The organism is Heliomarina sp., from assembly GCF_052826185.1.
In genome coordinates this window covers 375,764-402,027 of sequence record NZ_JBRBUI010000016.1, presented here as the reverse complement: position 1 = coordinate 402,027, position 26,264 = coordinate 375,764, and the positions used below count along the sequence as shown (strand labels likewise).

At 62.0% G+C, this 26,264-nt stretch carries 31 protein-coding genes; 11 read left to right on the top strand and 20 right to left on the bottom strand.

The window, feature by feature from the left end:
* Nucleotides 1-78: 78 nt before the first annotated feature.
* Nucleotides 79-1,764 (top strand): acyl-CoA dehydrogenase family protein, encoded by a 1,686-nt coding sequence (locus tag ACU0FH_RS05205; protein ID WP_446193662.1) that lies wholly within the window; start codon nt 79-81, stop codon nt 1,762-1,764.
* Nucleotides 1,765-1,929: 165 nt separating this feature from the next.
* A complete protein-coding gene (locus ACU0FH_RS05200) occupies nt 1,930-2,604 on the top strand; it encodes a metal-binding protein ZinT (RefSeq protein ID WP_446193661.1) in 675 nt (224 codons plus the stop codon).
* A gap of 58 nt (nt 2,605-2,662) precedes the next feature.
* On the opposite strand, the gene recO is transcribed toward ACU0FH_RS05200, so the two are convergent.
* The 13 genes from recO to folK all read right to left on the bottom strand — a co-directional run bounded on the left by recO (nt 2,663) and on the right by folK (nt 13,102).
* Nucleotides 2,663-3,394 carry a DNA repair protein RecO gene (gene recO, locus ACU0FH_RS05195; protein WP_446193660.1) on the bottom strand — a complete coding sequence of 244 codons (732 nt, stop codon included), beginning with the start codon at nt 3,392-3,394 and terminating at the stop codon, nt 2,663-2,665.
* Between the two features lies 1 nt (nt 3,395).
* Complete coding sequence (locus tag ACU0FH_RS05190) at nt 3,396-3,728, bottom strand: DUF1491 family protein (RefSeq protein WP_446193659.1); 333 nt, start codon at nt 3,726-3,728, stop codon at nt 3,396-3,398.
* An 84-nt stretch (nt 3,729-3,812) separates the two neighbouring features.
* The gene (era, locus tag ACU0FH_RS05185; RefSeq protein WP_446193658.1) at nt 3,813-4,718 is read right to left on the bottom strand and encodes a GTPase Era; all 906 of its coding nucleotides are present in this window, start codon (nt 4,716-4,718) and stop codon (nt 3,813-3,815) included.
* 64 nt (nt 4,719-4,782) lie between these two features.
* A complete protein-coding gene (locus ACU0FH_RS05180) occupies nt 4,783-5,553 on the bottom strand; it encodes an enoyl-CoA hydratase-related protein (RefSeq protein ID WP_446193657.1) in 771 nt (256 codons plus the stop codon).
* A 94-nt stretch (nt 5,554-5,647) separates the two neighbouring features.
* On the bottom strand, nt 5,648-6,331 hold the full coding sequence (gene rnc, locus ACU0FH_RS05175) for a ribonuclease III (RefSeq protein ID WP_446193656.1): 684 nt from the start codon (nt 6,329-6,331) through the stop codon (nt 5,648-5,650).
* Nucleotides 6,328-7,164, bottom strand: a complete 837-nt coding sequence (lepB, locus tag ACU0FH_RS05170; protein WP_446193655.1) for a signal peptidase I — start codon at nt 7,162-7,164, stop codon at nt 6,328-6,330. Before lepB ends, rnc begins: the two co-directional genes overlap by 4 nt.
* Before the next feature lie 166 nt (nt 7,165-7,330).
* A complete protein-coding gene (gene acpS, locus ACU0FH_RS05165) occupies nt 7,331-7,747 on the bottom strand; it encodes a holo-ACP synthase (RefSeq protein WP_238371581.1) in 417 nt (138 codons plus the stop codon).
* Nucleotides 7,744-8,373, bottom strand: a complete 630-nt coding sequence (locus ACU0FH_RS05160; protein WP_446193654.1) for a LysE family translocator — start codon at nt 8,371-8,373, stop codon at nt 7,744-7,746. Before ACU0FH_RS05160 ends, acpS begins: the two co-directional genes overlap by 4 nt.
* A complete protein-coding gene (locus tag ACU0FH_RS05155) occupies nt 8,366-9,115 on the bottom strand; it encodes a pyridoxine 5'-phosphate synthase (protein WP_446193653.1) in 750 nt (249 codons plus the stop codon). The genes ACU0FH_RS05160 and ACU0FH_RS05155 overlap by 8 nt, the downstream gene beginning before the upstream one ends.
* A 97-nt stretch (nt 9,116-9,212) precedes the next feature.
* Nucleotides 9,213-9,872 (bottom strand): DUF2062 domain-containing protein, encoded by a 660-nt coding sequence (locus ACU0FH_RS05150; protein WP_446193652.1) that lies wholly within the window; start codon nt 9,870-9,872, stop codon nt 9,213-9,215.
* 30 nt (nt 9,873-9,902) lie between these two features.
* On the bottom strand, nt 9,903-12,035 hold the full coding sequence (locus tag ACU0FH_RS05145; RefSeq protein ID WP_238371585.1) for a RelA/SpoT family protein: 2,133 nt from the start codon (nt 12,033-12,035) through the stop codon (nt 9,903-9,905).
* Nucleotides 12,036-12,057: 22 nt separating this feature from the next.
* Nucleotides 12,058-12,411, bottom strand: a complete 354-nt coding sequence (gene rpoZ, locus ACU0FH_RS05140; RefSeq protein WP_088633149.1) for a DNA-directed RNA polymerase subunit omega — start codon at nt 12,409-12,411, stop codon at nt 12,058-12,060.
* Between the two features lie 121 nt (nt 12,412-12,532).
* Nucleotides 12,533-13,102, bottom strand: a complete 570-nt coding sequence (gene folK / locus ACU0FH_RS05135) for a 2-amino-4-hydroxy-6-hydroxymethyldihydropteridine diphosphokinase (RefSeq protein WP_446193651.1) — start codon at nt 13,100-13,102, stop codon at nt 12,533-12,535.
* A gap of 134 nt (nt 13,103-13,236) precedes the next feature.
* Between folK and ACU0FH_RS05130 the strand changes: the two genes are divergently transcribed.
* The 5 genes from ACU0FH_RS05130 (at nt 13,237) to rnhA (ending at nt 16,448) form a co-directional block, all read left to right on the top strand.
* The gene (locus ACU0FH_RS05130; protein WP_088633147.1) at nt 13,237-13,812 is read left to right on the top strand and encodes a LabA-like NYN domain-containing protein; all 576 of its coding nucleotides are present in this window, start codon (nt 13,237-13,239) and stop codon (nt 13,810-13,812) included.
* 207 nt (nt 13,813-14,019) lie between these two features.
* Nucleotides 14,020-14,970, top strand: coding sequence for a 4-hydroxy-3-methylbut-2-enyl diphosphate reductase (gene ispH / locus ACU0FH_RS05125; protein WP_446193650.1), 951 nt, complete (start codon nt 14,020-14,022; stop codon nt 14,968-14,970).
* Nucleotides 14,967-15,419 (top strand): DUF3429 domain-containing protein, encoded by a 453-nt coding sequence (locus ACU0FH_RS05120; RefSeq protein ID WP_238371588.1) that lies wholly within the window; start codon nt 14,967-14,969, stop codon nt 15,417-15,419. Before ispH ends, ACU0FH_RS05120 begins: the two co-directional genes overlap by 4 nt.
* Nucleotides 15,416-16,003 carry a class I SAM-dependent methyltransferase gene (locus ACU0FH_RS05115; RefSeq protein ID WP_446193649.1) on the top strand — a complete coding sequence of 196 codons (588 nt, stop codon included), beginning with the start codon at nt 15,416-15,418 and terminating at the stop codon, nt 16,001-16,003. Before ACU0FH_RS05120 ends, ACU0FH_RS05115 begins: the two co-directional genes overlap by 4 nt.
* Nucleotides 15,996-16,448: a ribonuclease HI gene (rnhA, locus tag ACU0FH_RS05110; protein ID WP_446193648.1), complete on the top strand. Its 453-nt coding sequence runs from the start codon at nt 15,996-15,998 to the stop codon at nt 16,446-16,448. The genes ACU0FH_RS05115 and rnhA overlap by 8 nt, the downstream gene beginning before the upstream one ends.
* 9 nt (nt 16,449-16,457) lie before the next feature.
* On the opposite strand, the gene ACU0FH_RS05105 is transcribed toward rnhA, so the two are convergent.
* The 5 genes from ACU0FH_RS05105 to def (ACU0FH_RS05085) all read right to left on the bottom strand — a co-directional run bounded on the left by ACU0FH_RS05105 (nt 16,458) and on the right by def (ACU0FH_RS05085) (nt 20,979).
* Entirely contained in the window at nt 16,458-17,936 is a 1,479-nt protein-coding gene (locus tag ACU0FH_RS05105) for a caspase family protein (RefSeq protein WP_446193647.1), read from the bottom strand.
* A gap of 466 nt (nt 17,937-18,402) precedes the next feature.
* On the bottom strand, nt 18,403-19,329 hold the full coding sequence (gene fmt, locus ACU0FH_RS05100; protein WP_446193646.1) for a methionyl-tRNA formyltransferase: 927 nt from the start codon (nt 19,327-19,329) through the stop codon (nt 18,403-18,405).
* A gap of 140 nt (nt 19,330-19,469) precedes the next feature.
* On the bottom strand, nt 19,470-19,964 hold the full coding sequence (gene def, locus ACU0FH_RS05095; protein WP_446193645.1) for a peptide deformylase: 495 nt from the start codon (nt 19,962-19,964) through the stop codon (nt 19,470-19,472).
* Entirely contained in the window at nt 19,961-20,461 is a 501-nt protein-coding gene (gene def, locus ACU0FH_RS05090; RefSeq protein WP_446193644.1) for a peptide deformylase, read from the bottom strand. The genes def (ACU0FH_RS05095) and def (ACU0FH_RS05090) overlap by 4 nt, the downstream gene beginning before the upstream one ends.
* The gene (def, locus tag ACU0FH_RS05085; RefSeq protein ID WP_446193643.1) at nt 20,461-20,979 is read right to left on the bottom strand and encodes a peptide deformylase; all 519 of its coding nucleotides are present in this window, start codon (nt 20,977-20,979) and stop codon (nt 20,461-20,463) included. The genes def (ACU0FH_RS05090) and def (ACU0FH_RS05085) overlap by 1 nt, the downstream gene beginning before the upstream one ends.
* A 93-nt stretch (nt 20,980-21,072) precedes the next feature.
* On the opposite strand from def (ACU0FH_RS05085), the gene ACU0FH_RS05080 reads away from it, so the two are divergent.
* Nucleotides 21,073-22,263 carry a MalY/PatB family protein gene (locus ACU0FH_RS05080; RefSeq protein WP_446193642.1) on the top strand — a complete coding sequence of 397 codons (1,191 nt, stop codon included), beginning with the start codon at nt 21,073-21,075 and terminating at the stop codon, nt 22,261-22,263.
* A gap of 18 nt (nt 22,264-22,281) precedes the next feature.
* Here the strand turns inward: ACU0FH_RS05080 and ACU0FH_RS05075 are convergent, their stop codons facing one another.
* The gene (locus tag ACU0FH_RS05075) at nt 22,282-22,632 is read right to left on the bottom strand and encodes a hypothetical protein (RefSeq protein WP_446193641.1); all 351 of its coding nucleotides are present in this window, start codon (nt 22,630-22,632) and stop codon (nt 22,282-22,284) included.
* Between the two features lie 215 nt (nt 22,633-22,847).
* On the opposite strand from ACU0FH_RS05075, the gene ACU0FH_RS05070 reads away from it, so the two are divergent.
* Complete coding sequence (locus ACU0FH_RS05070; RefSeq protein ID WP_446193640.1) at nt 22,848-23,825, top strand: glutathione S-transferase family protein; 978 nt, start codon at nt 22,848-22,850, stop codon at nt 23,823-23,825.
* Here ACU0FH_RS05070 and ACU0FH_RS05065 read toward each other — a convergent pair.
* Nucleotides 23,822-24,184: a response regulator transcription factor gene (locus ACU0FH_RS05065; RefSeq protein WP_446193639.1), complete on the bottom strand. Its 363-nt coding sequence runs from the start codon at nt 24,182-24,184 to the stop codon at nt 23,822-23,824. The genes ACU0FH_RS05070 and ACU0FH_RS05065 overlap by 4 nt on opposite strands.
* A gap of 189 nt (nt 24,185-24,373) precedes the next feature.
* Here ACU0FH_RS05065 and ACU0FH_RS05060 point away from each other — a divergent pair, with 189 nt between their 5' ends.
* Complete coding sequence (locus tag ACU0FH_RS05060) at nt 24,374-25,336, top strand: threonine-phosphate decarboxylase (protein ID WP_446193638.1); 963 nt, start codon at nt 24,374-24,376, stop codon at nt 25,334-25,336.
* Nucleotides 25,333-26,256 carry an adenosylcobinamide-phosphate synthase CbiB gene (gene cbiB, locus ACU0FH_RS05055; protein WP_446193637.1) on the top strand — a complete coding sequence of 308 codons (924 nt, stop codon included), beginning with the start codon at nt 25,333-25,335 and terminating at the stop codon, nt 26,254-26,256. The genes ACU0FH_RS05060 and cbiB overlap by 4 nt, the downstream gene beginning before the upstream one ends.
* Nucleotides 26,257-26,264: the final 8 nt, after the last annotated feature.

Sequence of the window (26,264 nt, the reverse complement as noted above, 5' to 3'; positions counted from 1 at the left end):
GCGTATGCGGGCGTATTATTGTTGCGCTGCACCTGCAAAGTGATTAGGACCAAGCAACACCAGCAAAGGAGCCGATTCATGCCCCATGATGGCCAGGACATTTCAAGCGCCGCCGATATTCTTCTTCCCGATCTTCTGTCGCTGACCGGCGCTGCGGTCGCCCCTGTCGAAGACATTCTCGAGCGGGCGAAAGCCGTGCTGCGGAACGTGGTAAGCGTGGATGGCAAGGTTTCCGCCAAGCTGATCGAAGCAAACCAGACCGCCGCGCACGGGCTGGCATGGCTTGCCACCTACACTGAAAGCCTGCGCCAGATGCAAGCCTGGGCAGAAAAGCTGTCAGCCGAGGGCAAGTTCGGCGAGATCGAGCAAATCATCCACCAGATCGCTTTCGGCGAATACCTTTGGCAGATCTATGGCGGCATCCCGATGAGCCAGGGCGAAATCCTGCGGCTTCAGGATATCGGCCTGTCGCAGGACGACATGCGCGGGCTGATGTCCGATGCGGTGATGACCCTCACCCAGTCCGGCAACACGCAGGCTGCACGCTCGCGTCTGGTCGAGTTGATGCAGGAGCAATCGGCAAATATCACAATGGGCGCCTCGGGCCTTGATGAAGAGCTCGAGATGATCCGCGAACAGTTCCGCCGCTATGTGGTCGACAAGGTCGAACCGCACGCCCATGACTGGCACCTCAAGGACGAGCTGATCCCGATGGAAGTCATCGGCGAACTGGCAGAAATGGGCGTCTTCGGCCTGACCATTCCCGAGGATCATGGCGGTTTCGGCCTCTCCAAGGCGTCGATGGTTGTTGTCTCCGAGGAACTCTCGCGCGGCTATATCGGTGTCGGTTCGCTTGGTACCCGGTCCGAGATCGCGGCCGAGCTGATCCTCTGCGGTGGCACCGACGATCAAAAGGCCCAGTGGCTGCCCAAGATCGCCAGCGGAGAGATCCTCCCTACCGCCGTCTTTACCGAACCGAACACCGGATCGGACCTCGGCTCGCTGCGGACCCGCGCGATCAAGGATGGCGACGATTACCGCGTGACCGGCAACAAGACATGGATCACCCATGCGGCGCGGACCCATGTCATGACCCTGCTGGCCCGCACCGATCCCGACACCACCGATCACCGCGGCCTGTCGATGTTCCTTGCCGAAAAGACCCCTGGCACGGACGAAGCCCCCTTCCCGACCGAAGGCATGACCGGCGGAGAGATCGAGGTACTCGGTTATCGCGGCATGAAGGAATACGAGCTCGGCTTCGACAATTTCCACGTCAAAGGTGAAAACCTTCTGGGTGGCGAGGAAGGCAAGGGCTTTAAGCAGCTCATGGAGACCTTTGAATCCGCCCGCATCCAGACCGCCGCCCGCGCCATCGGCGTGGCGCAATCGGCGCTGGATATCGCGATGCAATATGCGCAGGACCGCAAACAGTTCGGCAAGTCGCTGATCAATTTCCCCCGCGTGTCGGGCAAGTTGGCGATGATGGCCGTTGAAATCATGATCGCCCGCCAGCTCACCTATTTCTCTGCATGGGAAAAGGACCATGGGCGGCGCTGCGATCTTGAGGCCGGGATGGCCAAGCTGCTGGGCGCACGGGTCGCATGGGCGGCAGCCGATAACGGGTTGCAGATCCACGGCGGCAACGGCTTTGCGCTGGAATACAAGATTTCGCGCGTGCTCTGCGATGCCCGGATCCTGAACATCTTTGAGGGGGCCGCCGAGATTCAGGCGCAGGTCATCGCGCGACGCCTTCTGGCCTGAACCTTTCCAATCTAGTGAACCGGGCTGCGCATTCGCGCGGCCCGTTTTCGTCTCCACCCCTCTCAAACGACTGGGCAGCAGGCTCTTGCCATTTCCCACGGAACCATCTAATCGGAAATTGTAATGTTATAACATTACGAATCACGAACAAAAGAAGGCACCCCGATGCAAAAGACCATTGTCAGTCACCTCGCCGTCGCTACCACGGCCGCTTTCCTGCTCGCGCCGATACAGGCGCAGGCCGAACAGGCGGCCAAGGACACCAGCGCTCATACCCATGATCACGCGCATTCCCACGATCACGACCGCGACATCTACAAAGGATATTTCGACGACGACCAGATCGAAGACCGCGCGCTTTCGGATTGGGGCGGCGACTGGCAGTCGGTCTTCCCGTTGCTAGAGGATGGAACGCTCGACAAGGTCATGGCCCACAAGGCCGAACACGGGGACAAAAGCGCCGATGAATACAAGACCTATTACACGGTCGGTTACGAAACGGACGTGGACCGCATCGAAATCAAGGGCGACACGGTCGTTTTTCATCGCGGCGATGAGGCCGTTACCGGCGTCTACGAGTCTGACGGATACGAGATCCTGACCTATAAAAAGGGCAATCGCGGCGTGCGTTTCATCTTTGAGAAAACAACCGGCGACGAAGCGGCCCCCGATTACATCCAGTTCAGCGATCACCGCGTGGCCCCGGCCAAGTCGGATCACTATCACCTCTACTGGGGCGATGACCGCGCCGCGTTGCTTGAAGAAGTCACCAACTGGCCGACCTATTACCCCTCTGCCCTCGATGGCAAGGAAATCGCGGCCGAGATGATGGCGCACTGACAGCCGACCGCCCCGGACCTGATGCGTGCCAGAGCGTGCCCATCAGAGCCGGGGCGCATCAAAGATTCGAAAGCCGGGTGAACAATTCAGTGAAACGGGCGCGCGCCTCGGGCAGAGGTTTGTGCCCCAGCGCCGGGGCGAGCTTGTTTTCGAGGAAATACCCCGTCATGCGATACCCCTCGGCAATGCCCGCATCGGTGATGTCCGCCCCCATGCCAAGGAAATCAGGCAGGGGCAGCATGCGGTCGGTCCATTCCCCCGCCCCCTGCCGCGACACGGCCTTGCCCGAGCGGGGCGAGACATAGATCAGCTCCTCATTGGTGCCGGTGGCGGCGCAGGCGCTCAGGTCGAGACCAAACCCCATTTCCTCGAGCAGGGCCATTTCCCATTTCAGATAGGCGAGCGGCCAGATGTCGTCCTGCCCCAGCAGGTCGAGAAGCTGCTCACTGCGCTGGTAGAGCGCATGATGCGCTTCGCGTTCGGGCAGGCAAAAGCGCAGCAGCGCACAGACCGCGTTGAGACCGGCCAGCGCCAGACGCCCGGACATGGCCGCCGCCGCGCGGCTGCGCATCGGTTCGACGGTGAAGCTGCCCATGTGATCTTCGAGCCGGGCGCGCCATGTCACGTCGAGCTGGGCGCCCGGTTGCAGGATCGGCGCGATCTTGCGGCTGGTGCCGCCGCGCACGATCCCCGCATGACGGCCATGGTCGCGGGTGAAGACTTCGATGATGGCAGAGGTCTCGCCGTGGCGGCGTTGACCAAGGAGTATGCCATGATCGCGCCAGTCCATCTCAGTCCGCCAGCCCCGGTTCGTCGAGCAGATGGCGGCCCGCCCGGTCCTCGACCTCGATCACCCAGAGGTCGGGATCGAAGCCCCGTTGGCGGGCAATCGCCGCGTCAACCTCTGGTTCTTGCCCCTCAGTAAGGACGGCCCAATTCCGCGCACCGGTCATCAAATCGAAGCTGCGCTGGAACGCACGGGCCTGCCCGTCGAGCGTGTTGAGCTTGACAAGAACCGCCCCCGCCGTGTCATCGCCCCGCGCCACCACGAAAGCGGGGATATCATTCAGGCGCAGCCGTGTGAGATAGGCCTGCACCCAGAATTCGGCGGCAAGTCGTGTCATGCCTTCGCTGCGCCTGCGCCCGTCGAGGGCGCGGATGCCTCCGGCGGGAGTATTTTCGGCAAGAGGAAAAGGCCGGTCATACGATCAGGCTCCGTCTTTGAAATCGAGGCCCATTTCCGAGTAGCGTTCCGATTCCTCGAGCCAGTTTGGGCGCACCTTGACCTGCAGGAAGAGGTGCACCTTTCGGCCCAGGAATTCCTCGAGCTCTTCACGGGCGGCTTTGCCGACGGATTTGACGGTTTCGCCCTTGTGGCCGAGCACGATGCCCTTGTGGCCGTCGCGGACGACGTAAATGACCTGATCGATTTTTGCGCTGCCGTCCTTGCGGTCTTCCCAGTTCTCGGTTTCCACCGTCATCTGGTAGGGCAGTTCCTGATGCAGGCGCAAGGTGAGCTTTTCACGGGTCATTTCGGCGGCGATCATCCGCATGGGCAGATCGGCGATCTGGTCTTCGGGGTAAAGCCACGGGCCTTCGGGAAGCTGCTGCGCGAGCCATTGGCGCAGGGCATCGACGCCGTGGCCCTTTTCCGCCGAGATCATGAAGGTTTCGGCGAATGCGTAGCGGTCGTTCAGGGCTTTGGTCAGGCCGAGCAGGGTTTCGGACGCCACCCGGTCGATCTTGTTGATGGCAAGCGCGACGGTACGGCCCTGACCGATGTCGGCAAGGCCTTCGAGAATGCTCTCGACGCCCTCGGTGATACCTCGATGTGCCTCGACCATGAGGACGACAACGTCGGCATCGGCGGCCCCGCCCCAGGCGGCGGCGACCATCGCGCGGTCGAGCCTGCGGCGCGGTTTGAAGAGGCCCGGCGTGTCGACGAACACGATCTGCGTGTCGCCCTCCATGGCGACGCCGCGAATACGGGCGCGGGTCGTCTGCACCTTATGGGTGACAATGGAAACCTTGGCCCCGACCATGCGATTGAGCAGAGTGGACTTGCCCGCGTTGGGCTCTCCGATCAGGGCGACAAATCCCGCGCGTGTGCTCATCATGTGATCCTTTTCTCTCGAAGCGTCGGCGTTACCGGAGAAACACGTGCTACGCCAGCGCCTTCTACCGCTTGGGTTCCTTCTCGATCCGTTCCGGATCCATGAAATGGTCGATCATCACCGAAGTCGCATGCACATAGGCCAGTTCCAGCGGCATTTCGAGCTGGCGGTGGAGCGTCTGCTTGCCCGCCGCGATAGCGGGCTGATGGCGGGTGGCGAGCCGGGCAGCGAAGTCGTTGACAAAAGGCAGAAGCTCATCGGCCGGCATCGAGCGGTTGATCAGCCCCGTGGCGCGGGCCCAGTCGGCATCGAACATCTCGCCCGAAAGCGCCATTTCCATCACCTGTTTGCGCCCGATCACCCGCGCGACCGCAACGGCCGGGGTCGTGCAAAAACCGCCGTTGTTGACGCCCGGCAGGCAGTAACGCGAGGCGTCCGATGCAAAGGCGAGGTCGCAGGCCGCGACCAACTGCAAACCGCCCGCCGTCGCAACTCCTTCGACCGCCGCGATGGTGGGTTTCGGGCAGAGCGTGACGGCCTTCATCATCGCACCGCAGCTGTTGAAAAGCTGTTCGAGATAGGCGCGTCCCTTGTCACCATCCTCACGGTGGCGGGCGATTTCCTTGAGATCATGACCGGCGCAGAAGATGGAACCCGGTCCGTGGATCACGACGACCCGGACCGACGTGTCCTCTGAGGCGCGGTGGATGCTGCGGTGCAAGGCCGCAATCATGCCGAGAGACAGCGGGTGGGCCTTACCGCCCCCGAGAGTCAGCGTCAGCACACCATCGGCCAGCGACTCGGAGACGAGATCGGGCGGGGACATCTGGTTCATCGCAACATACTTTCCTTGGGCAATCCACCGGAATGGTCAGCGCATCCGGCTGACCCCAGATTGCCCGCATTCCCCGGCCACTGGCAAGCCTTGCTCAGCCCTTGTCGAGCTTGGTCATCAGTGCGGCGGCGGCGGCCTGCTCGGCCTGCCGCTTGGATCCGGCGCTGGCGCGGGCCTCGGTGCCGTCGCTAAGCCGCGCAGCAATGGTAAAAACCGGGGCATGATCGGGGCCGTCGCGCGAGATCTGCGTGTAGGTTGGCGGGGTATCGCCCCGCGCCTGTGCCCATTCCTGCAAAGAGGTCTTGGCGTCGCGGGCGTCTTCCTCGACATTTGTGATGCGATTGCCCCAGAGCCGCAGGATCATGTCCCGCGCCGCATCGAAACCCGCATCGCGATAGACCGCCGCAATCACCGCCTCGATGGCATCGCCCAGCAGTGCCTGTTTGCGTCGACCACCGGAAAGCATCTCCGATCGGCCCAGTTTCAGCACCTCGCCAAGGCCCACCTCACGCGCCACATCGGCGCAGGTTTCCTTGCGCACCAGCGCGTTAAAACGCGGGGCCAGCTGGCCTTCGGTCGCGCCCTTGTCATGTTCGAGCAGGGCGCTGGCCATGACCAGCCCGAGCACGCGGTCGCCTAGGAATTCCAGACGCTGGTTATCCTCACGCGTGGGGGAAGAGACCGAACCGTGAGTCAGTGCCCGTATCAGCAAGTCGGGCTTGGTGAACCGATGCCCGATCCGCCCCTCAAAGGCACGCAGTTCGGCCGAAAGTTTCACTCGATCCCCTTGAAGAACCGGTCACCCCGCCATGTCCAAAAGAACAGCATCGACCGTCCGGCAGAGGAGAACATGATCCGGTCGGCGCGACCGATCAGGTTTTCATAAGGTACGTAGCCGACGCCTCCCGCGGTCTGCGGTACACGGCTGTCGGTGGAGTTGTCACGGTTGTCACCCATGAAGAAGTAATGGCCTTCGGGCACCGTATAGATGCCAGTGTTGTCCAGCCCCATGTTGCCGACATTCAGGATCGGGTGGCTGACACCGTTGGGCAGGGTTTCGATCTGGCGCGACTTGGTGCAGACAGCGCCCATGCCGACCGGCGCGTTTTCGCAGCGCGGGGGCGAGCCTTCGGGACCCTGACGTTCCATGATCTCTTCGAAATCACCGTCAGCCTTCAGCTCGACCGGGGTATCGTTGATAATCAGCACGCCATCTTTCACCTGGATCCGGTCGCCGGGCAGCCCGACCAGGCGCTTGATGAAATCGCTGCCGTTGACCGGGTGACGGAACACGACCACGTCTCCCCGTTCGGGTTCGCCACCGAAGATGCGGTCATTGTCGCCCTTCATCCAGCCGCAGATATCCTCGGCGTCAATGTTGATCCCGATCTGGGGGATCTTCACGCTCGGACAGGAGGCATAGGAATAGCCATAGGCCATCTTGTTCACGAAGAGGAAATCGCCGATCAGCAATGTCTCTTTCATCGACCCTGACGGAATCCAGAACGGCTGGAAGAACAGGGTACGGAAAATCCCGGCGATGAGCAGCGCATAGACGATGGTCTTGATCGTCTCGATGACGGAATTTCCTGACTTCTCTTTGCTGGCCATTCGGCTCTCCGGGGCTCGATAAGGTTCGCGGGCTACATGCGGCTGCGCCCCGCCGGTGTCAAGGCAAAGCCCGTCCCTGCGTTACATGGTAGCGCCGGGAACGGGCCGGAAACGCCGGGGGGTACCGATGTCTGCCCTTTGATCCGGACAAGGCGGACAGGTATGCTCAAGATCCGGCCTTTTCCGGCAGGGGCCTTGCTTCGATTACCACCATCGCCTGCGCCCAAGGGTGATCGTCGGTCAGCGTGACATGGATGATGGCCTCGTGCCCTGGCGGGGTCAGTTCCTCAAGCCGCGACTTGGCCCAGCCTGTTACCTCCATCACCGGCTGGCCGGTGCGCAGGTTCTTGACCGACATGTCCTTCCACGCGATGCCCATGCGCAGCCCGGTGCCCAGCGCCTTGGAACAGGCTTCTTTCGCCGCCCAGCGTTTCGCATAGGTGCCGGGCGTATCCGCGCGACGTTCCGCCTTGGCCTGCTCGATATCGGTAAAGACGCGGTTGCGGAACCGGTCGCCGAACCGCTCGAGCGTGGCCGAGATTCGGTCGATATTGGCAAGATCCGTGCCGATTCCGATGATCATGTCAGACGCGCCGTCAGGATCTTGAAGCTTGCCGCGCCGAAAAGCACCGCGAATGTCAGTTCAAACCAGCGTTTGGCCCGCGCATAGCCCAGAGCCACCGGACGCCATGAAAAGACCAGCGCATAGCCAAGGAACACCACCGACGAGGCCGAAACCAGCGACAGGAACAGCCGCCAGACCGACGCCGTTCCCGCATCCGGTGCCAGCGCGATGGCATAGATCGCGCCCCAGCTCAGGATCGCTTTGGGATTAGTCAGGTGCAGCAGCAACCCCTTGTATAAGAGAGACTTCTGTCGCCCGGGCGTCACCGGCACAACCGGGTCGCCGCGCCATGCCGAACGCAAGGATTTCACCGCCAGATACATAAGATACGCGGCCCCTGCATATCGCAGCACTTCGAAGAGCCACGCGTTCGCGACCATCACCGCCGAAAACCCGAGCGCCGCCGCGATGCCCCATGTGGCCGAGCCCATCAGTACGCCCAGCGCGATGGTCACCCCTGCCCTGCGGCCGAGTTGCATGGAGGTGCCCGAGATCGCCAGCGTTGCCGGACCGGGGCTGCCGCCCGCCACCATCCAGCCGGTCAGCACCGCCGAAAGCGGCAGGATCAGCGCCGGGTCAGCCATCGCGCGCTTCGTCCATCAGGCGGCGCATCTCGGTAATGGCGGGTTCCAGCCCGCGAAAGATCGCCTCGCCGATCAGGAAATGCCCGATGTTCAGCTCGCGCACCTCGGGGAAAGCGGCGATCGGTTTGACGGTGTCATAGGTCAGACCATGTCCCGCGTGCACCTCAAGGCCCAATGAGTGCGCAAAGGCGGACATCTCGCGCAACGCTTCAAGTTCACGGTCGCGGTGCTCGATCCGGCCCTCGGCATCCGCGTCGCAATAGGCGCCGGTATGCAGTTCGATCACCTCGGCCCCGATGCGATGCGCCGCCTCGATCTGGCGCTTATCAGCGGCGATAAAGATCGACACGCGGCACCCGGCCTCGCGCAGCGGCGCAATGAAATGCGCCAGCCGGTTTTCCTCACGGGCGACTTCCAGCCCACCCTCGGTCGTCCGTTCCTCGCGTTTTTCCGGCACGATGCAGACCGCATGCGGCTTGTGTCGCAGGGCAATCGCCTGCATCTCGGGCGTGGCGGCCATCTCAAAGTTCAGCGGCACGCTCAGCGTCGCCATCAGCCCGTCAATATCCGCATCGCTGATGTGACGCCTGTCTTCGCGCAGGTGTGCGGTAATTCCGTCGGCCCCGGCGGCTTCCGCGATACGCGCAGCGCGCAGCGGATCAGGATAGGCACCGCCCCTTGCATTCCGCACTGTCGCAACATGGTCGATATTCACCCCGAGGCGCAGCTTTTCCCGCGTCATGGCCGACTCCTTCATGGTCATTTCGCGGCCAAACTAGTGAGTCATGCGCAGAAGGTGAACACCTCTTCACAAGCGCGGCAAGCATAGGTGAACCGGCTTACTCGACGCCCTGCCCGCGCGGATCATGCTGTGCGGCAGCCTTTTTCTTGATCGCCTCGAACTTGGCCTTGATCGCGCCCTTGCGGCGCTTCTTGTAGGCCCGGATCAGCGGTAGCGACAGGTAGGCCGCCACCAGCCCGGCCACGATCCCCGGTAGCAGCCCGCCAATCAGGTAGGGAAAGAAGACCTCGTGGTAGAACACGCTCAGCCCGTGCCAGTCAGCGGTACGCTCGGTGAACAGGGCAAAAAAGTTGTCCTTTAGGTCATCCGCCGCGTCGACGAACTTGCCACCAAAGGAACGATGTGCCCGGTCGTCAAAGTTCGTCCCCAGGATGAAATGCCCCATCTTCAGCGAGATCAGACCAATCGGCACATAGGTCAGCGGGTTGCCGAAAAACGTGCCCATAAGCGCGGCAAGAATGTTGCCCCGGCACAGCTTGGCCACGATGGCCGCCACGATAAAATGCATCCCGTAAAACGGCGTGAAAGTCGTGAAGACGCCCGCGCCGATGCCCCTTGCGATGCGCTCTGGCGTGTCTGGCAGACGGCGGACCCGGTGCTTGACGTAAAGAGCGGCACGGGTCCAGCCCCCACGCGGATACAGAAAGTCCGAGGTCGCGCGCAAAACGGAGCGTCGGTCACGGCGTCTGAATACCAAGGGGACGTCCTTCTTGATCCCGAGTTAAAATTATCCGGCCCTGGCCGGTACCTGGGCTTTCTCGCGGTAACGTTCAACCGCAGCGACATCGCTATCCGCTTCGAGTGTCAGCATTAAGGAGTGAAGTTGTTCAGCGTCCCTTAATTCCACGTCGATCATAAGGCGATAAAAGTCGGGCTTTCGATCTACAAACACAAGATTCGAGATATTTGCCTTCTTTTCCCCAATCAATGTGCAGATGCGGCCCAAAACACCAGCATCATTGCCGATGGTAAGATCAATGGTCGCACCATAAACCGCCGGATGCGTGCCGCCCTGCCACTGCAGATCGACCCAGCGTTCCGGCTGGTTTTCGTACTCGCTCAACCTGTCGCAGTAAATCGCATGGACGACCACACCTCTGCCGCGAAAAGTGATTCCCACGATCCGTTCGCCGGGCAGCGGTTGACAGCAGGTGGCGCGTTCAAACGATTGCCCCGGCTCAAGACCGACGACCGCGCGGCGCGGTGAAATCTGATCGTCCTCAGAGCGGATCAGGTCGGGATAAACCGCCTGCACCACGTCGTGCGAGGTCAGCTCGGCGCTACCCAGCCGCGCCAGCAGCTCGCGCCGCCCGTCGATGCGCAGGTGTTTCGACGCGGTCTCAAGCACCTTGTCCGTCGCCTTGCGCCCCACATGTTCGAAAGCCGCGCGCGCAAGTTCCTTGCCGAGCTTCACGAACCGGTCGCGGTCGACCTCGCGCAACGCACGTCGGATCGCCGTCCGCGCCTTGCCGGTCGTGGCGATCTCAAGCCAGCTGACCTGCGGCACCTGCCCCTCGGCGGTAATGATCTCGACCGACTGCCCGTTCTTGAGCCTTGTCCAGAGCGGCACGCGGATACCGTCCACCTTGGCCCCGACGCAGGCCGAGCCGATCCGGGTATGAATCGCATAGGCGTAATCAATCGGCGTCGCCCCGCGCGGCAGCTTGATCACATCGCCCTTGGGCGTGAAACAGAACACCTGGTCGGAATACATCTCGAGCTTGACCGCCTCGAGGAAATCCTCGTGATTCTCCTCGGCATCGAATTGCTCGGTCAGCGACGAAATCCAGCGCGCCGGATCGACGGCAAAGGGGTTCTCGCTGCGCACCCCGTCACGGTAGGACCAGTGCGCCGCCACCCCGGTTTCGGCCACGTCATGCATCTGCCGGGTGCGGATCTGCACCTCGACCCGCTTGCCGTCCCGGCCCGACACGGTGGTGTGGATCGAGCGATAGCCGTTGCTTTTCGGCTGGCTGATGTAATCCTTGAACCGTCCCGGCACCGCGCGCCAGCGCTGATGGATCGCGCCCAGCGCGCGATAGGCGTCTTCCTCGTCCAGCGTGATGATCCGGAACCCGTAGATGTCCGAGAGCCGGGAAAACCCCTGCTTCTTTTCCTGCATCTTGCGCCAGATCGAATAGGGCTTTTTCGCGCGACCGAACACTTCGGCTTCGATCCCTGCCTTCTCCAGCTCGTTGCGCATATCGCGGGTGATACGGGGAATTACGTCACCGGATTCCCGCTGCAAGGTGATGAACCGGCGGATGATCGATTGCCGCCCTTCCGGATTCAGCACCCTGAACGACAGATCCTCAAGCTCTTCGCGCATCCACTGCATCCCCATGCGCCCGGCCAGCGGGGCGAAAATGTCCATGGTTTCGCGCGCCTTTTGCAGCTGCTTGTCGGGGCGCATCGACTTGATCGTGCGCATGTTGTGCAACCGGTCGGCCAGCTTGACGAGGATGACCCGCAGGTCCTTGGACATCGCCATGAAAAGCTTGCGGAAATTCTCGGCCTGCTTGGTCTCGACGCTCGAAAGCTGCAGGTTCGTCAGCTTGGTGACGCCATCGACCAGTCCGGCCACCTCGTCGCCGAATTTCTGCGCGACCTCGCCATAGGACGCCTTGGTGTCCTCGATCGTGTCATGAAGCAGTGCGGTGATGATCGTCGCATCATCCAGCCGCTGTTCCGTCAGGATCGCGGCAACCGAAACAGGATGGCTGAAATAGGGCTCGCCCGAATGCCGGAACTGCCCTTCGTGCATGGACGCCCCATAGGCATAGGCGTCCCGCAGCCGTTGTACGTTTGTCTTGGGATTGTAGTTGCGGACCAGCTCGATCAGATCGTCTGCTGAAATCATCTGCCCCGCATCCTAACGCCGCTCAGCCCTGGCCTTGCGCTTCCATAAGAGCCCGAAGCAGTTTTTCCTCGGACATATCGTCATCCGCCGGCTTGTCGGCCTCGGCCCCCATCAGCAACGCCATCGAATCCTCTTCGGGTTCGTCGACCTCGATCTGGCTCTGGTTGCTTTCGATCAGGCGCTCGCGCAGGTCGTCTGCACGCTGGGTTTCATCCGCGATTTCACGCAGGGACACGACAGGGTTCTTGTCGTTGTCACGATCCACGGTCACGGCGGACCCTGCCGAGATCTCACGCGCCCGATGGGCTGCGAGCATCACCAGTTCGAACCGGTTCGGAACCTTGTCTACGCAGTCTTCAACCGTCACGCGGGCCATTGTATAATCTCCAGCTTCGCAATTTGTCTGTACAGAGATAGCGTATCTAGGACGGAACGCGCTGGAACACAAGGCGATAAGCTTCACGAATGCGGGTTCTCCGCTGCCCGCACGCTTGGTTTTAAAGGGGCCGGACGGCCTCGCGATCCGCTTCCGGCAGGTCAGCCGCCATCTCGCGCACGGTGGCGTCGAGGACGGGATGGCGCCAGTCCGGACAGAGATCCATCATGGGAACAAGGACAAAGGCCCGGTCCTGCATCCTTGGATGCGGCAGGATCAGTTGATCAGGCGCGTTTTTTTGCTGCATTTCCAAAGGGAGATCCCGCCACACCTGATGCGATTTCACGTCAGGCGCGACATTCTGCCCCACGAACAGCAGATCAAGGTCGACAGTTCGAGCGCCCCAGCGGTCCCGCCTTTCGCGACGAAAGTCGTTTTCCACCGCATGTAATTGATTCAACAATCCTTCTGCCGGAAACTTAGATTCAATAAGAATAACAGCGTTAACAAAATCTGGCCCCGCGCCAGCCGGAAAACACGGCGTCGCGAAAAACCTGCTTACTGCGCGAATCATTACGCCTCGATTGGCCAGCCGCTCGACCGCGCTGACCAGCGTCATCGAGGGATTCATTTCCCCAAATGGCAGGTTGCCGCCGAGCGCAACGCAGGAAACTGACCGGAATCCGTTCATTTCTGTCACCCGTTCATGATGTCTTTACCCTTGCGGTCAGACATAGTTTTCTTATTTTATTAGGACCGCTTCGCCGATTTTAGCACTCACTCACGGAACTCCAAGGTGGGGCGGATTACCGGAAGGACAACTTGATGTTTTACAAAGACGAACGGCTCGCGCTGTTCATCGATGGTTCGAATCTTTACGCAGCGGCCAAGGCTCTGGGTTTTGATATCGACTATAAATTGCTTCGTCAGGAATTTATGCGGCGAGGCAAAATGCTGCGTGCGTTTTATTATACCGCACTGCTCGAGAACGATGAATATTCCCCGATCCGCCCCCTTGTCGACTGGTTGCATTACAATGGTTTTTCCATGGTGACAAAACCGGCCAAGGAATACACCGACAGCCTCGGACGCCGTAAGGTCAAAGGCAACATGGATATCGAACTGGCAGTCGACGCGATGGAACTCGCACCGCGGGTCGACCATATCGTGCTCTTCTCCGGCGATGGCGACTTCCGTCCGCTGGTCGAAAGCCTCCAGCGTCAGGGCGTGCGCGTCTCCGTGGTTTCCACGATCCGCAGCCAGCCCCCGATGATTTCCGATGACCTGCGTCGTCAGGCCGACAACTTCATCGAACTCGAAGAGCTGCGCGATGTCATAGGACGTCCGCCGCGCGAAACGCCCGAAGAAGCGACCCGTGTCGCAGCCGCAGGCGCAAAGTAAGTAAAGGTCTGGCCACCCCGGAACCGGCAACTCACCCGGCACCGTATCAGCCACGCCATATCCATAGCCCGTCGCAGCCAGAATGGCAGCGTTTCGCGTTGAACCCCGGTTCGACGCGAAACGGGTTTGGGGACACCAATTATTCTCCGACGCAGGTGGTGGACGACGCCGCTCTGCCGGTTTACCCCTGTTGCCAAGGAGAACCCGATGACGAAACCGCCTCTCACTCTCTATCTTGCTGCTCCCCGTGGCTTTTGCGCCGGGGTCGATCGCGCCATCAAGATCGTCGAGATGGCCATCGACAAATGGGGTGCCCCTGTCTACGTCCGGCACGAAATCGTCCATAACAAATACGTGGTCGACGATCTCAAGGCCAAGGGCGCGGTTTTTGTCGAGGAACTCGAAGACTGCCCCGACGACCGCCCGGTGATCTTTTCCGCCCATGGTGTCCCGAGGGCCGTTCCGGCCGAAGCCGCCCGGCGCGAGATGATCTACGTGGACGCCACCTGCCCGCTGGTCTCCAAGGTTCATATCGAGGCCCAGCGCCACGCCGAGAACGGGCTCCAGATGATCATGATCGGCCATGAGGGCCACCCCGAAACCATCGGCACCATGGGCCAGCTCCCCGCGGGTGACGTGTTGCTTGTCGAAACAGTGGACGATGTGGCCCGCGTCGAGGTGCGCGATCCCGAACAGATCGCCTATGTCACCCAGACCACGCTCAGCATCGACGATACCGCCGAAATCGTCGCCGCGCTCAAGGCCCGGTTCCCGTCCATCGTCGGCCCGCACAAGGAAGACATCTGCTACGCGACCACCAACCGGCAGGAAGCGGTCAAGGCCATCGCCCCGCGTGCCGAGGCGATGCTGGTGGTCGGTGCCCCGAACTCCTCCAATTCCAAGCGTCTGGTCGAAGTCGCCGCCCGCAACGGCTGCGGCTATTCGCAGCTTGTCCAGCGCGCCACGGACATCGACTGGCGCGCCATCGAGGGCATCTCGACCCTTGGCCTGACCGCCGGCGCCTCGGCCCCCGAAACCTTGGTCAACGAGGTGATCGACGCGCTCGGTACCCGGTTCGACGTAACCGTGGAAATGGTTGAAACCGCCATCGAAAACGTGGAATTCAAAGTTCCCCGCGTGCTCCGCGTCCCGGCATGAGAAACGTTCCCACGACCGCCCTGCTGCTTGGCCTTGCCGGGCTGATCCCCTTTGTCTGGGGCGCGCTGACCTATCTGAATGCCGGTCTTGCCAACTGGGGCGCCTCGGCGCTGGGGCCGCGATTTGTCGGGCCATACATCCAGCTCGCCTATGGCGCGGTTATCCTCAGCTTCATGTCCGGAGTGCTCTGGGGCTTTGCCTCCAAGACCAGCGGCGCCCGTGCTGCCATTGGCTATGTGCTGTCGGTGATCCCCGCACTCTGGGCCTTTTTCATGACCGGCGGCGGCCCTGTCAGCGCCGGACTCAACCTGATTTTCGGCTTTGCCGGGTTGCTGCTGCTCGACATGGCCTTTGCCTCGTGGGGTCTGGCCCCGCGCTGGTGGATGCCCCTGCGCCTGCTGCTTACGGCCGTCGTCATCGCCTGCCTCGCTGTTGGAGTATTTCTATGAGCGATCAAAGAACCCTCGACGTCTATGCGCGCAAGGCGTCCGATTACAGTGCCATGACCAACGAATACGAAGCCCCGCAGCTTGCCGGTTTCATGGCCGACCTTCCCCCGGGCGGGCATGTGCTCGACCTTGGTTGCGGCCCCGGCAAGGAAGCCGCGGCAATGGCGCGAGCGGGCTTCAAGGTCACGGCAGTGGACGCGGTGCCGGAAATGGTCGAACTCGCCAGCGCCTACTCCGGAGTCGAGGCGCGCTGCGAAACCTTCGACGATCTCTCGGACGAAGACATCTACGACGGCGTCTGGGCCAATTTCAGCCTGCTCCACGCCGCGCGTGAGGATATGCCGCGCCACCTCGCCGCGATCCACCGCGCGCTGAAAACCGGCGGGCGTTTTCACATCGCCGTCAAGACCGGGACCGAAGCGAAACGCGACCGGCTCGACCGGCTCTATACCTATTTCACCGGCCCCGAGCTGACCGGGCTTCTCGAATTCGCGGGGTTCACCTGCACCGCCTCCGAAGCGGGCCGCTCCAAGGGGCTCGACGAAACCTATGCCGGATGGATCGCGATCTCTGCCCATGCCTGAACTTTTTGCCTATACAGACGGGGCCTGCTCCGGAAATCCCGGTCCGGGCGGCTGGGGTGTTCTCATGCGCGCGATGGACGGTGACCAGATCGTCAAGGAACGCGAGCTCAAGGGCGGCGAGGCCGCGACCACCAACAACCGCATGGAACTGTTGGCCGCGATCAACGCGCTCGAGGTGCTCGAAAGGCCCAGCCAGCTAACCATCGTGACCGACAGCAACTACGTCAAGAACGGCATCACCAGTTGGATTCACGGCTGGAAAAAGAATGGCTGGAAGAACGCGGCGAAAAAGCCGGTGGCCAACGCCGAGCTGTGGCAGAGGCTCGATACCGCGCAGGCCCGGCACAAGGTCACGTGGAAATGGGTCAAGGGCCATGCCGGTCACCCGGAAAACGAGCGGGCCGATGAACTGGCCCGCTCGGGAATGAAACCCTTCAAATCATAAGCCGCTGCCTCAAGGGCACTGGTAGAACTTGGCCCGGTTTCCCCGGCATTCCGCCAGATTGGTGCCCGCTTCCGGCAGCAGCTTCGTGCGGCGCGGCTCGATACTGCCGTCCGGCAGGGCCGGCTGGCGCGGCGAGGTCCTCGGCGCGGGGTCCTGCACCAGCGGCTCGGGCTTCGGCGGCTTGGGCGTGGTCCTCGGCGGGGTGTGGCGCACAACCACGGGCGCCGGGCAGTCCACATCCGGGTTTTCCTCGACACGGGCCAGCGCCTCTTTCAGGGCATCTTCGCTGGTCCCCGGGTCGCGCGGCACGTCGACACCCGATTGCTCGATAAAGCGATCGATCGCCGCCTTCGATCCACGCCCGATGATCCCGTCGATTGCCCCGCGATAGCACCCCGCATCGCCCAGCAGCCGCTGCAACCGGCGCGCCGCCTCGTCACGGCTCAGGATGGACTGGACTGGCACGATGACCAGCGTCCGCGACTCGCCCTCCTGCTCGGGCAGGGCCGCGATCTCGCTGCTTTCCTCGGGATCGGTCGCCGGGGTGAAATAGGCATCCGCCTCGCGCAGGGCCTCGCGCTTTTCCAGTGCAAAGGCATAAAGCGGGTGATCCGCCTGATCCTGATAACGCACGAGGAATTCGTTCCAGTCTTCAAAGGTGCCGTCCCGGTCGATGCGGACGAAATCCTCGCTGATGCCCGGCGTGGCTGGGGCAGCCTGAACCGGTGCGCGATCGCTGTTCGGGTTGATGACAAACTCACCTCCCCCAAGCAAGGCATAGACAAAGGGCGCCGCATCTGGGACTGACTTGCGCATCTTGTCCCGCACCCGGCCCAGCAGCCGGCGCACATCGGTCGGCGGCTCCTGCATCGCGGCAAGAAAGGCAGTGGTAAAGGGAGAATTCTCACCGGCGACGCCATCCGGGGTAATACCGCCCGCCGCCGCCGCATAGGCGATCAGCGTATCGGACTGCGCCGTCTCGACCCGGCCAAGCCCGCTTGAAACGCTGCGCCCCCCGGTCGAAGACTGCATCCGCGTGACAAAGGGGTTGTTCCGGCAGGCGTCCAGCACCACCATCCGCAGTTTGCCCGCGCCGGATATCTGGCCCAGCACAAGGTCGAGATCGACCATCTCAAGCTCCGCGTCGCGAGCGTCTTCAAGCCGGGCATCCACCGGGATCAGGTAGTTGCGACCGCCGACCTCGATACCGTGCCCCGCGTAATAGACCAGCGCCATCTCGGCAGCATCCGCGCGCTGGCGAAAATCGCGCAGCGCATCGCGCATCTCGTTGCGGGTCAGGTCTGTGGCTGCGATCACGTCGAACCCCTGACGGGCCAGCGCCTGCGCCACATCCCGGGCATCGTTATGAGGATTATCCAGCCGCGCCACCGCGCTGTACTCGGCATTGCCGATCACCAGCGCCACCTTGGAGGCCGCGGCGGAAAGAGGAACGATCAGAAGGAAAAGGACAATCAGAAAATGTTTCATGGCTCTCATGAACCGAAAAGCGGTCCAAGCCTCTCGTGGGTTGGGAAGGGTCTGAATTGTACCCCGATTACATCATGAGTGGTCGCAACTGTCTGTGAACCGGGTCACCCAGTCAAATTGCTGTTTTGAGGTGCGCTCTTATGGGGAAGCTCAGGTAAACGTTTGATGGGCGCAAACCGGCTCTCAGTTACGCGACCGTTCGGGCGCCGCAAGTTCAGGAGGAGCGACAAAACCTGTACTGTGGCGGCCGAAACTTTGACCAGCCTCTACAATTAAGCAAAGCAGGCTATTTGCAACCTCGGCGGCTCAAACAGCAAATTTCCGCTTCGCCGCACTCGGGGTTCTTCTCAGGTCTTGCAAAGCTTACTCGAACCAGCCCCCAAATTCGGGAAAATCACAGTGAAGATCAGATATTGCCCTGCGGCGAATGCCGCCGTCGAGAACCCTCGGGCATAACGGCCAACTATCAGCTCTCGCCCAACTGGCTCCCCACCGGAACTGGACGACCGCGCAGAAACGTCTCTTCGTCCTGCGCGCCTTTGCCCGCGCGTTGCAGGCGTTTCAGGTGTAGAAGTCCCGTGCCGCAAGCGACGGTAAGACCCGGCCCGACGACCTCACCGGTCCCCGCGCCTGTGGGAGGTTCCTGCGGCAGGACCTCGGAATCGAGCAGTTTGATCCGTTCGCCATCGATCAGGCACCAGGCCCCGGGAAAGGGCGAGAGACCGCGAATCTGCCGGTCGATTGCGACCGCGTCACCGCTCCAGTCGACCCGCGCCTCGGCCTTGTCGATCTTGGCGGCGTAGGTCACGCCCTCTTCCGGCTGCGGCACGGGCGTCAGGCCATCGATATCATCCAGCGCGCGCAGGATCAGACTGGCCCCCATCGCGCTGAGGCGGTCATGCAGCTTTGCGGTGGTATCATCGGCGGTGATTTCCGTCGCCTCGCGGAGCAGCACCGGACCGGTATCCAGCCCCGCTTCCATCTGCATGATGCAAACTCCGGTTTCGGCGTCGCCCGCCATGATCGCCCGATGGATCGGCGCGGCCCCGCGCCAGCGCGGCAAGAGCGAGGCGTGGATATTGAGGCACCCGTGCCGGGGCGCGTCCAGCACCGCCTGCGGCAGGAGCAGACCATAGGCGACGACAACCGCGATCTCGGCATTGAGCGCGGCAAGCGCGTCTTGCTCTTCGGCTGATTTCAGCGAAACCGGGTGGCGTACTGTCAGACCCAGTTCCTCGGCGCGCTGCTGCACCGGGGAGGGACGGTCTTTTTTGCCGCGCCCGGCGGGCCTCGGAGGCCGGCAATAGACGGCGGCGACGTCGTGGCCTGCCTCGACCAGCGCATCAAGCACCGGGACCGAGAAATCGGGGGTTCCCATGAATATCAACCGCATCGTCCCAGCTCCTGCCTGTTCGGGGCGGGATGTAGCAGGGCGCGCGTTCGGATGCTACCGTTGGAAAAAAATGCGCCCCTGCGGGGCCCATGCCTCCGGCGGGGATATTTTGAGACCCAAAGAAGGGGGAGGTCGCGTGTTCAGCCGAGCTTGCGCGCCTTACGCAGGAGCATGTCGCGTTTGACCTTGCTGAGATTTTCGAAATACATCCGCCCCTGCAGATGGTCGATCTGGTGCTGGACGCTGGTGGCGTCGAGCGCGACGAAGTCCCGTTCGGTCGTGGCGCCGGTTTCGTCCATGTAGCGGACCGTCACGGCACGGGGACGCTTTATCTTGGCCGATACCCCGGGCAGGTTGGGGCTTGCCTCTTCGTGTTCGCGCAACTCGACGGAGCGGTGCAGGATCTCGGGGTTGGCAAGGCGGATCGCGCCGCCGCGCTCGCGAGAGGTATCCACCACCGCAAGTTGCAGCATCACGCCGATCTGCGGCGCGGCAAGGCCGACGCCGGGCATCGCCTCCATCGTGTCGATCATGTCCTGCCAGATCGCGCGGATCTCATCGGTGATGGCTTCGACCGGTTCTGCGGCGGTGCGCAGGCGCTTGTCTGGCCAGGGCAGGCAGCGGCGGGCGGTCATGCGCGGGACTTTTCGTAAGCCGCGCGGGCGAGATCGGCTTCGCTATCCGGCAGCCGGTCGAAGGTGACCGTCCCGTTCAGGTGGTCAAGTTCGTGCTGCACGCAGGCGGCGGCAAAGCCCTGGAACCGCTGCTGCCGTGCGGCGCCGTTCGGATCTGTCCAAGCCAGCTCCACCCATTCGGGGCGGGAAACGTCGACGAGGATACCGGGGATCGAGAGGCAGCCCTCCTGCCCGCTGGCGAGCGTCTCGGAGTGATCGGTGATTTTTGGGTTTATAAAGGCCATCGGCGTGGGCTTGTCTTCCTTCCACGTGGTATCGGTCACGAAGATCCGTTTCGTCACGCCGATCTGCGGCGCGGCGAGGCCGCGGCCCGGCGCGGCATACATGGTCTCGAACATATCCGCAATCAGGTCGGAGAGGTCCTCTTCCGCGCCGACTGGGGTGCTTGTTTCCGACAGGACCGGATCGGGCCAAAGGCGGATCTTGCGCAAACCCATCAGCCGCGCGCCTTTTCGCGCTTCAGCTTGACCATCTTGCGGGTGATCATCTGGCGTTTCATCGGTTTGAGGTAGTCGATGAACAGCTTGCCGTTCAGGTGGTCGATTTCGTGCTGCACGCAGGTGGCCCAGAGACCATCGAAACCAGCCTTTTGCAGCTTGCCGTCGCGATCCAGCCAGCTCACCTCGACCTCGGCGGGGCGAGTCACCTCGGCATATTGCTCGGGAATAGACAGGCAGCCTTCCTCGTAGACCGAGGTTTCCTCGGAAGAGGCAGTCACCTCGGGGTTGAACATCACCATCGGTCGGGGCGCTTCGCCCTCTTCCTTGACGCAGTCCAGCACGATCAGGCGCGAGAGCACGCCGATCTGCGGCGCGGCCAGCCCGATACCCGGCGCGTCATACATGGTTTCCAGCATGTCATCCGCCAGCTTGCGCAACTCGTCAGACATATCGTCGACGGGGGCGCAGACCTTTTTCAGGCGGGGATCGGGATGGATCAGGATATCTCGCTTCATGCAGGCGATTTAGGCGATTGCCCCGGTCTTCGCAACGCCCCTTGCGTCTGGCGCAGGGCGGGATAGCTTGTCCGTCAAATCGCAGGAGCCCTTATGACTACGCAAGACCCGTCCGTATTTGACGAGATTATCGAACGCCGCGGCACTGACAGTGCCAAATGGGACCGCATGGAGAAGGTCTATGGCGTGCCTTCCGATACCGGCCTGCCCATGTGGGTGGCCGATACCGATTTCCGCGCGCCGCAGGTGGTGCTCGACCGGTTGCAAGAGGCGGTCAGCCACGGGATCTTCGGCTATGCGGACAATTCGGATGAATTCAACGCCGCGATCCAGTGGTGGATGAAGAACCGGCACGGCTGGGAGGTCGAGGCCGACTGGATTTTTGCCACGACCGGGATCGTGAATGCCGTTGGCATGTGCCTAGACGCCTTTACCGCCCCCGGCGACGGGATCGTCTTGTTCACGCCTGTTTACCATGCCTTTGCCAAGGTCATCAATGCGGCCGGGCGTCGGGTGGTCGAACTCCCGATGATCGAGGAAAATGGCCGTCACAAGATGGATTTCGCCGCCTATGACGCCTTGCTGGACGGCTCGGAAAAGATGGTGATCCTCTGCTCGCCTCATAACCCGGGCGGCACCGTCTGGACCCGCGAAGAGCTTTGCCAGCTGGGCGATTTCGCGAAACGGCATGACCTGCTGCTGGTCTCGGACGAAATCCACCATGATCTGATCTATCCCGGCGAAAAGCACCTGCCGATGCCGGTGGCCGATCCTTCGGTCATCGACCGGCTTCTGATGCTGACCGCGCCCTCGAAAACGTTCAACGTCGCGGGACTGCACACCGGCAATGTCATCATTCAGGACGAAACTCTGCGCGATACCTTTGCCGCACGCATGCGGGCCATCAACCTGTCCGGCAACTCGCTTGGCAACTTTGCGCTGGCCGCTGCCTATTCGCCCGAGGGCGCTGAATGGGTTGATGCGCAGATGGCCTATCTCGACGAGAACCGCAAAATCTTCGACGAAACGATCAACAGCATTCCCGGGCTGAAATCCATGCCGCTGCAGGCGACCTACCTGTCATGGGTGGATTACGCCGATACCGGGATGAGCGCCGAGGAGTTCTATCGCCGGGTGGAACAGGATGCACAGATCGCGGTGAACCACGGCGACACCTTCGGAACCGGCGGTGAAACCTGCGCGCGGTTCAACATCGGCACCCAGCGGGCGCGGATCGAAGACGCCTGCACGCGGCTGAAAAAGGCCTTTGCCGACCTTCAGTAAGATACGGCTGCCGCGTCCCTATTCCCCCGGCAGGTACGCCACCGGGGTCTTGGGGTCGCGGTAGAAATCCAGCGGCGCGGTATCATGCGCCAGTGTCGAGCGTTTGAACTCGTAGCGCATTTCGCCCAGATCGGCCTCGGAGGCCACAATCAGGCACTGGTAGAGATGCTCGGCCCCGTCATAAAGGTCGACCAGCCCGCGCAGCGGCGGTACCGTCGCCTCTTCGACCGAAAATCCGTCACGCCAGAGATGCAGCACGGGATAAATCTTGTCCCCCACATGCACCCTCAGACGCGATTTGCGGCGCATCCCGGCAAGGCGCGCGGCATTCATTTCGTCCTGAATGGTTTTTGGCACAAAGTTTTCCATGGCACGACACTCCCCAGATCGACGCTATAAGGATGCGCCGAAGTCAGAATAAATCAACTGTTCACTTAACGATTGTCTGTTTCCGAAACATGACAACCGCGGAGTTTTCCGACCCGCATGTGCATGCGCGCAACCTGTCTGCGCGCTCACCGACAGTGGGGTTTTGGCCCGGACGCTCTATTTATCTGGCCAAAGCTGATCTCAAGGAGGAAGACATGGGCGTTCTGGTCGATGGAAAATGGCAGGACAAATGGTACGATACGGAATCAACGGGCGGCGAATTCAAACGCGAAGAATCCAGTTTTCGCAACTGGGTCACCGCGGATGGCAGCGCCGGTCCCGCCGGCGAGGGCGGCTTCAAGGCCGAATCGGGCCGCTACCATCTCTATGTCAGTTTCGCCTGTCCCTGGGCGCACCGGACGCTGATCTTCCGCAAGCTGAAACAGCTTGAAGATCACATCGACATTTCCGTGGTGCACCCGGACATGCTCGAAAAGGGCTGGACTTTTTCCACCGATTTTCCCGGCGCGACGGGCGACAAGCAGTTCGATCTCGACTACCTGCACGAGGTCTACATCAAGGCCGTGCCCGACGTGAACGGCCGCGCCACCGTGCCGGTGCTCTGGGACAAGAAGACCGGCCAGATCGTGTCGAACGAAAGCTCGGAAATCATCCGCATGTTCAACTCGGCCTTTAACGAGGTCACCGGCAATACCGACGACTATTGGCCCGAGGACCTGCGCGAGGCCATCGAACCGGTGAACGACCGGATCTACAACACGGTAAACAACGGGGTCTACAAGGCCGGGTTCGCCACCACACAAGACGCCTACGAAAAGCCGGTGCATGAACTGTTCGACAGTCTCGACTGGCTCGAAGAGCGCCTGTCCGAAAACCGCTACCTCATGGGCGACAAGATCACCGAGGCCGACTGGCGGCTGTTCCCGACCCTGATCCGTTTCGATCCGGTCTACCACCTGCATTTCAAATGCAACCGGCGCCGGGTGATCGATTATCCCAACCTCTGGGCCTACACGCGCGAGCTTTACCAGTGGCCGGGCGTGTCAGACACCGTGGTCTTCGATCATTTCGTGCGCCACTACCACTACAGCCACGACACGATTAACCCGAACCGGATCATCCCGATTAACCCGGTTCTGGATTACAACGAACCCCACGGTCGCGGCGATTAACGCTCCGAGGCGTAATGCTCGACCATCGCCGCCAGATCCTCTGGCGGCGTTTCGCTCTGCACATAGGCGCAGGCGTTGCAGCTATGGGCAAAGATCGACCCGTCCGAGAAAAAGCTGGTGTTGGTGACAAAGATCACCCGTGCCTCCGGTCGCCGGTAGCTGGCGAAATCCGAAATCGCCAGCGCGCTGCCATTTTCCAACACAAGGTCCAGTACCATGATGTCGAAATCCGATTTTTGCAACTCGAAGATCGCATCCTCCTGACTGTGAACCAATGTCACCTCCGCCCCCTGGCGGACCAGGTGACCGCGCCACAGCTTGCCAAGCTCGGCATTGGATTCGACGATCAGAACCTTCATAACCCGATCACGTACCTGTCTGGTTCAATTGTGATGGCGCTCAAGCCACGCCTTTGGTGATCTGCCCATACCGTTAACAATTGCTTAATGGTGAACACATAGGGCAATTTTCTTAACCAAGCCTTGTCATTCCGGCGGGTTTCCGCTTTCAAAACCCGACATTCTCCTATTCACGAAAAGGAAGATAGCATGGGTGGTCCGATAAAGACACTCGGAAAGCCCCAGCGCGATCACGGCGGCAGAATCGATGCGTCGCGCGCGATCTATGGGGGAGACGTTAACGACTGGCTCGACCTTTCCACGGGCATCAATCCCCGCCCTTATCCGGTATCCGGCTTTCCCGCCCGTGACTGGACCGCCCTGCCCGATCATAATGCGCAAACCCGTCTGCTAAAGGCCGCGCGGCGTTTCTGGCAAGTGCCCGAAACGGCCGATATTCTTGCCGCGCCCGGTGCCTCCGCGCTGATCGCTCGCATACCCGCACTCGCCCCCACGGGCCGAGTCCGCATACCCCAGCCCACCTATAACGAACACGCCGCCGCCTTTGCCGCGCAGGGCTGGGAGGTTACCGATGCCGGTCCTGCCGATGCGCAGGTCGTCGTTCACCCCAACAACCCCGATGGCCGCCTCTGGGCCGCAGATAATTTCGACACGCCTCTGACCATCATCGACGAAAGCTTTTGTGACGTCACGCCCGGGCAAACCCTCGTGAATCTGGCCGACCGCCCCGGCACCGTGATCCTCAAGAGCTTTGGCAAATTCTGGGGCCTCGCCGGTCTGCGGCTGGGTTTTGCCATCGCCCGCCCCGAGGTCATCGCCCGCCTTTCCGATCTGACCGGCCCATGGGCGGTCTCCGGTCCGGCGCTGCGCATCGGTGCTAATGCACTCGAAAACCCCGCCTGGGCCGATGACACCCGCAAGCGGCTTGCCAGCGACGCCGCCCGGCTCGATCGCCTGATGACCGGCAGCGGGGCCGAGATCGCGGGCGGCACCGACCTCTTCCGCCTCTATAAGGTCGATGATGCCGCCAAGTGGCAGGACCGGCTGGCGCGCTCCTATATCTGGACACGGATCTTTCCCTATTCCCCGCATTTCCTTCGGCTTGGCCTGCCGGACGGCGATGGCTGGGCGCAGCTGCAAGACGCTCTGTGAGCACCGCTGCCCTTCTATCGCTAGCGCTGCTGCTCGACGGCGCATTGGGAGAGCCGCAATGGCTATGGTCCCGCCTGCCGCACCCCGCCGTGCTGATGGGCCGCGCCGTGGGCTGGCTCGACCGAACCCTTAACAGCGGCAACGCCAAACGCGCCAAAGGCATCCTAGCCCTCTCCGCGCTCGTAACCGGCGCAATCCTCCTTGGCCTCGCGCTTTCGGGCCTCGGCGACATCATCACCGTTCTCATCGCCGCCATCCTGCTTGCCCAGCGCTCGCTCTGCGACCATGTGGCGGATGTGGCCCGTGGCCTGCGGATTTCACTGGCCGAGGGCCGCTCCATGGTGGCGCGCATCGTCAGCCGCGATACCTCGGGCATGGACGCGCCCCGCATCGCCCGCTCTGCCATTGAAAGCGGGGCCGAGAACCTCTCGGACGGGGTCATCGCCCCCGCCTTCTGGTTCCTGATCGCGGGCCTGCCCGGACTGCTCGCTTACAAGATCGTGAATACCGCCGACAGCATGATCGGCTACCGCAATCCACGCTATGAATCCTTCGGCTGGGCCGCCGCCCGTTTCGACGACCTGATGAACTGGATCCCCGCCCGCCTAACCGGCTTTATCATCGCCGCCCTCTCTGGCGGCCTTGGCGACTGGTCCGACATCACCCGCGACGCGCACCAGCACCGTTCCCCTAACGCAGGCTGGCCCGAATCCGCGATGGCCCGCGCCCTGAATGTCGCCCTTGCCGGTCCGCGCAGTTATGACGGCGTGATGCGCGACCTTCCGTGGGTCAATGGCGAGGGTCGCCGCGACATCGGCGCGTCCGACGTTGACGACAGCGTGAAAATGCTCTGGAAGGTCTGGCGCGTTGTGGTGATCTTTACCATCCTCGCCGCATGTGTGATGTCACTGACGACCTGAGAACAAAT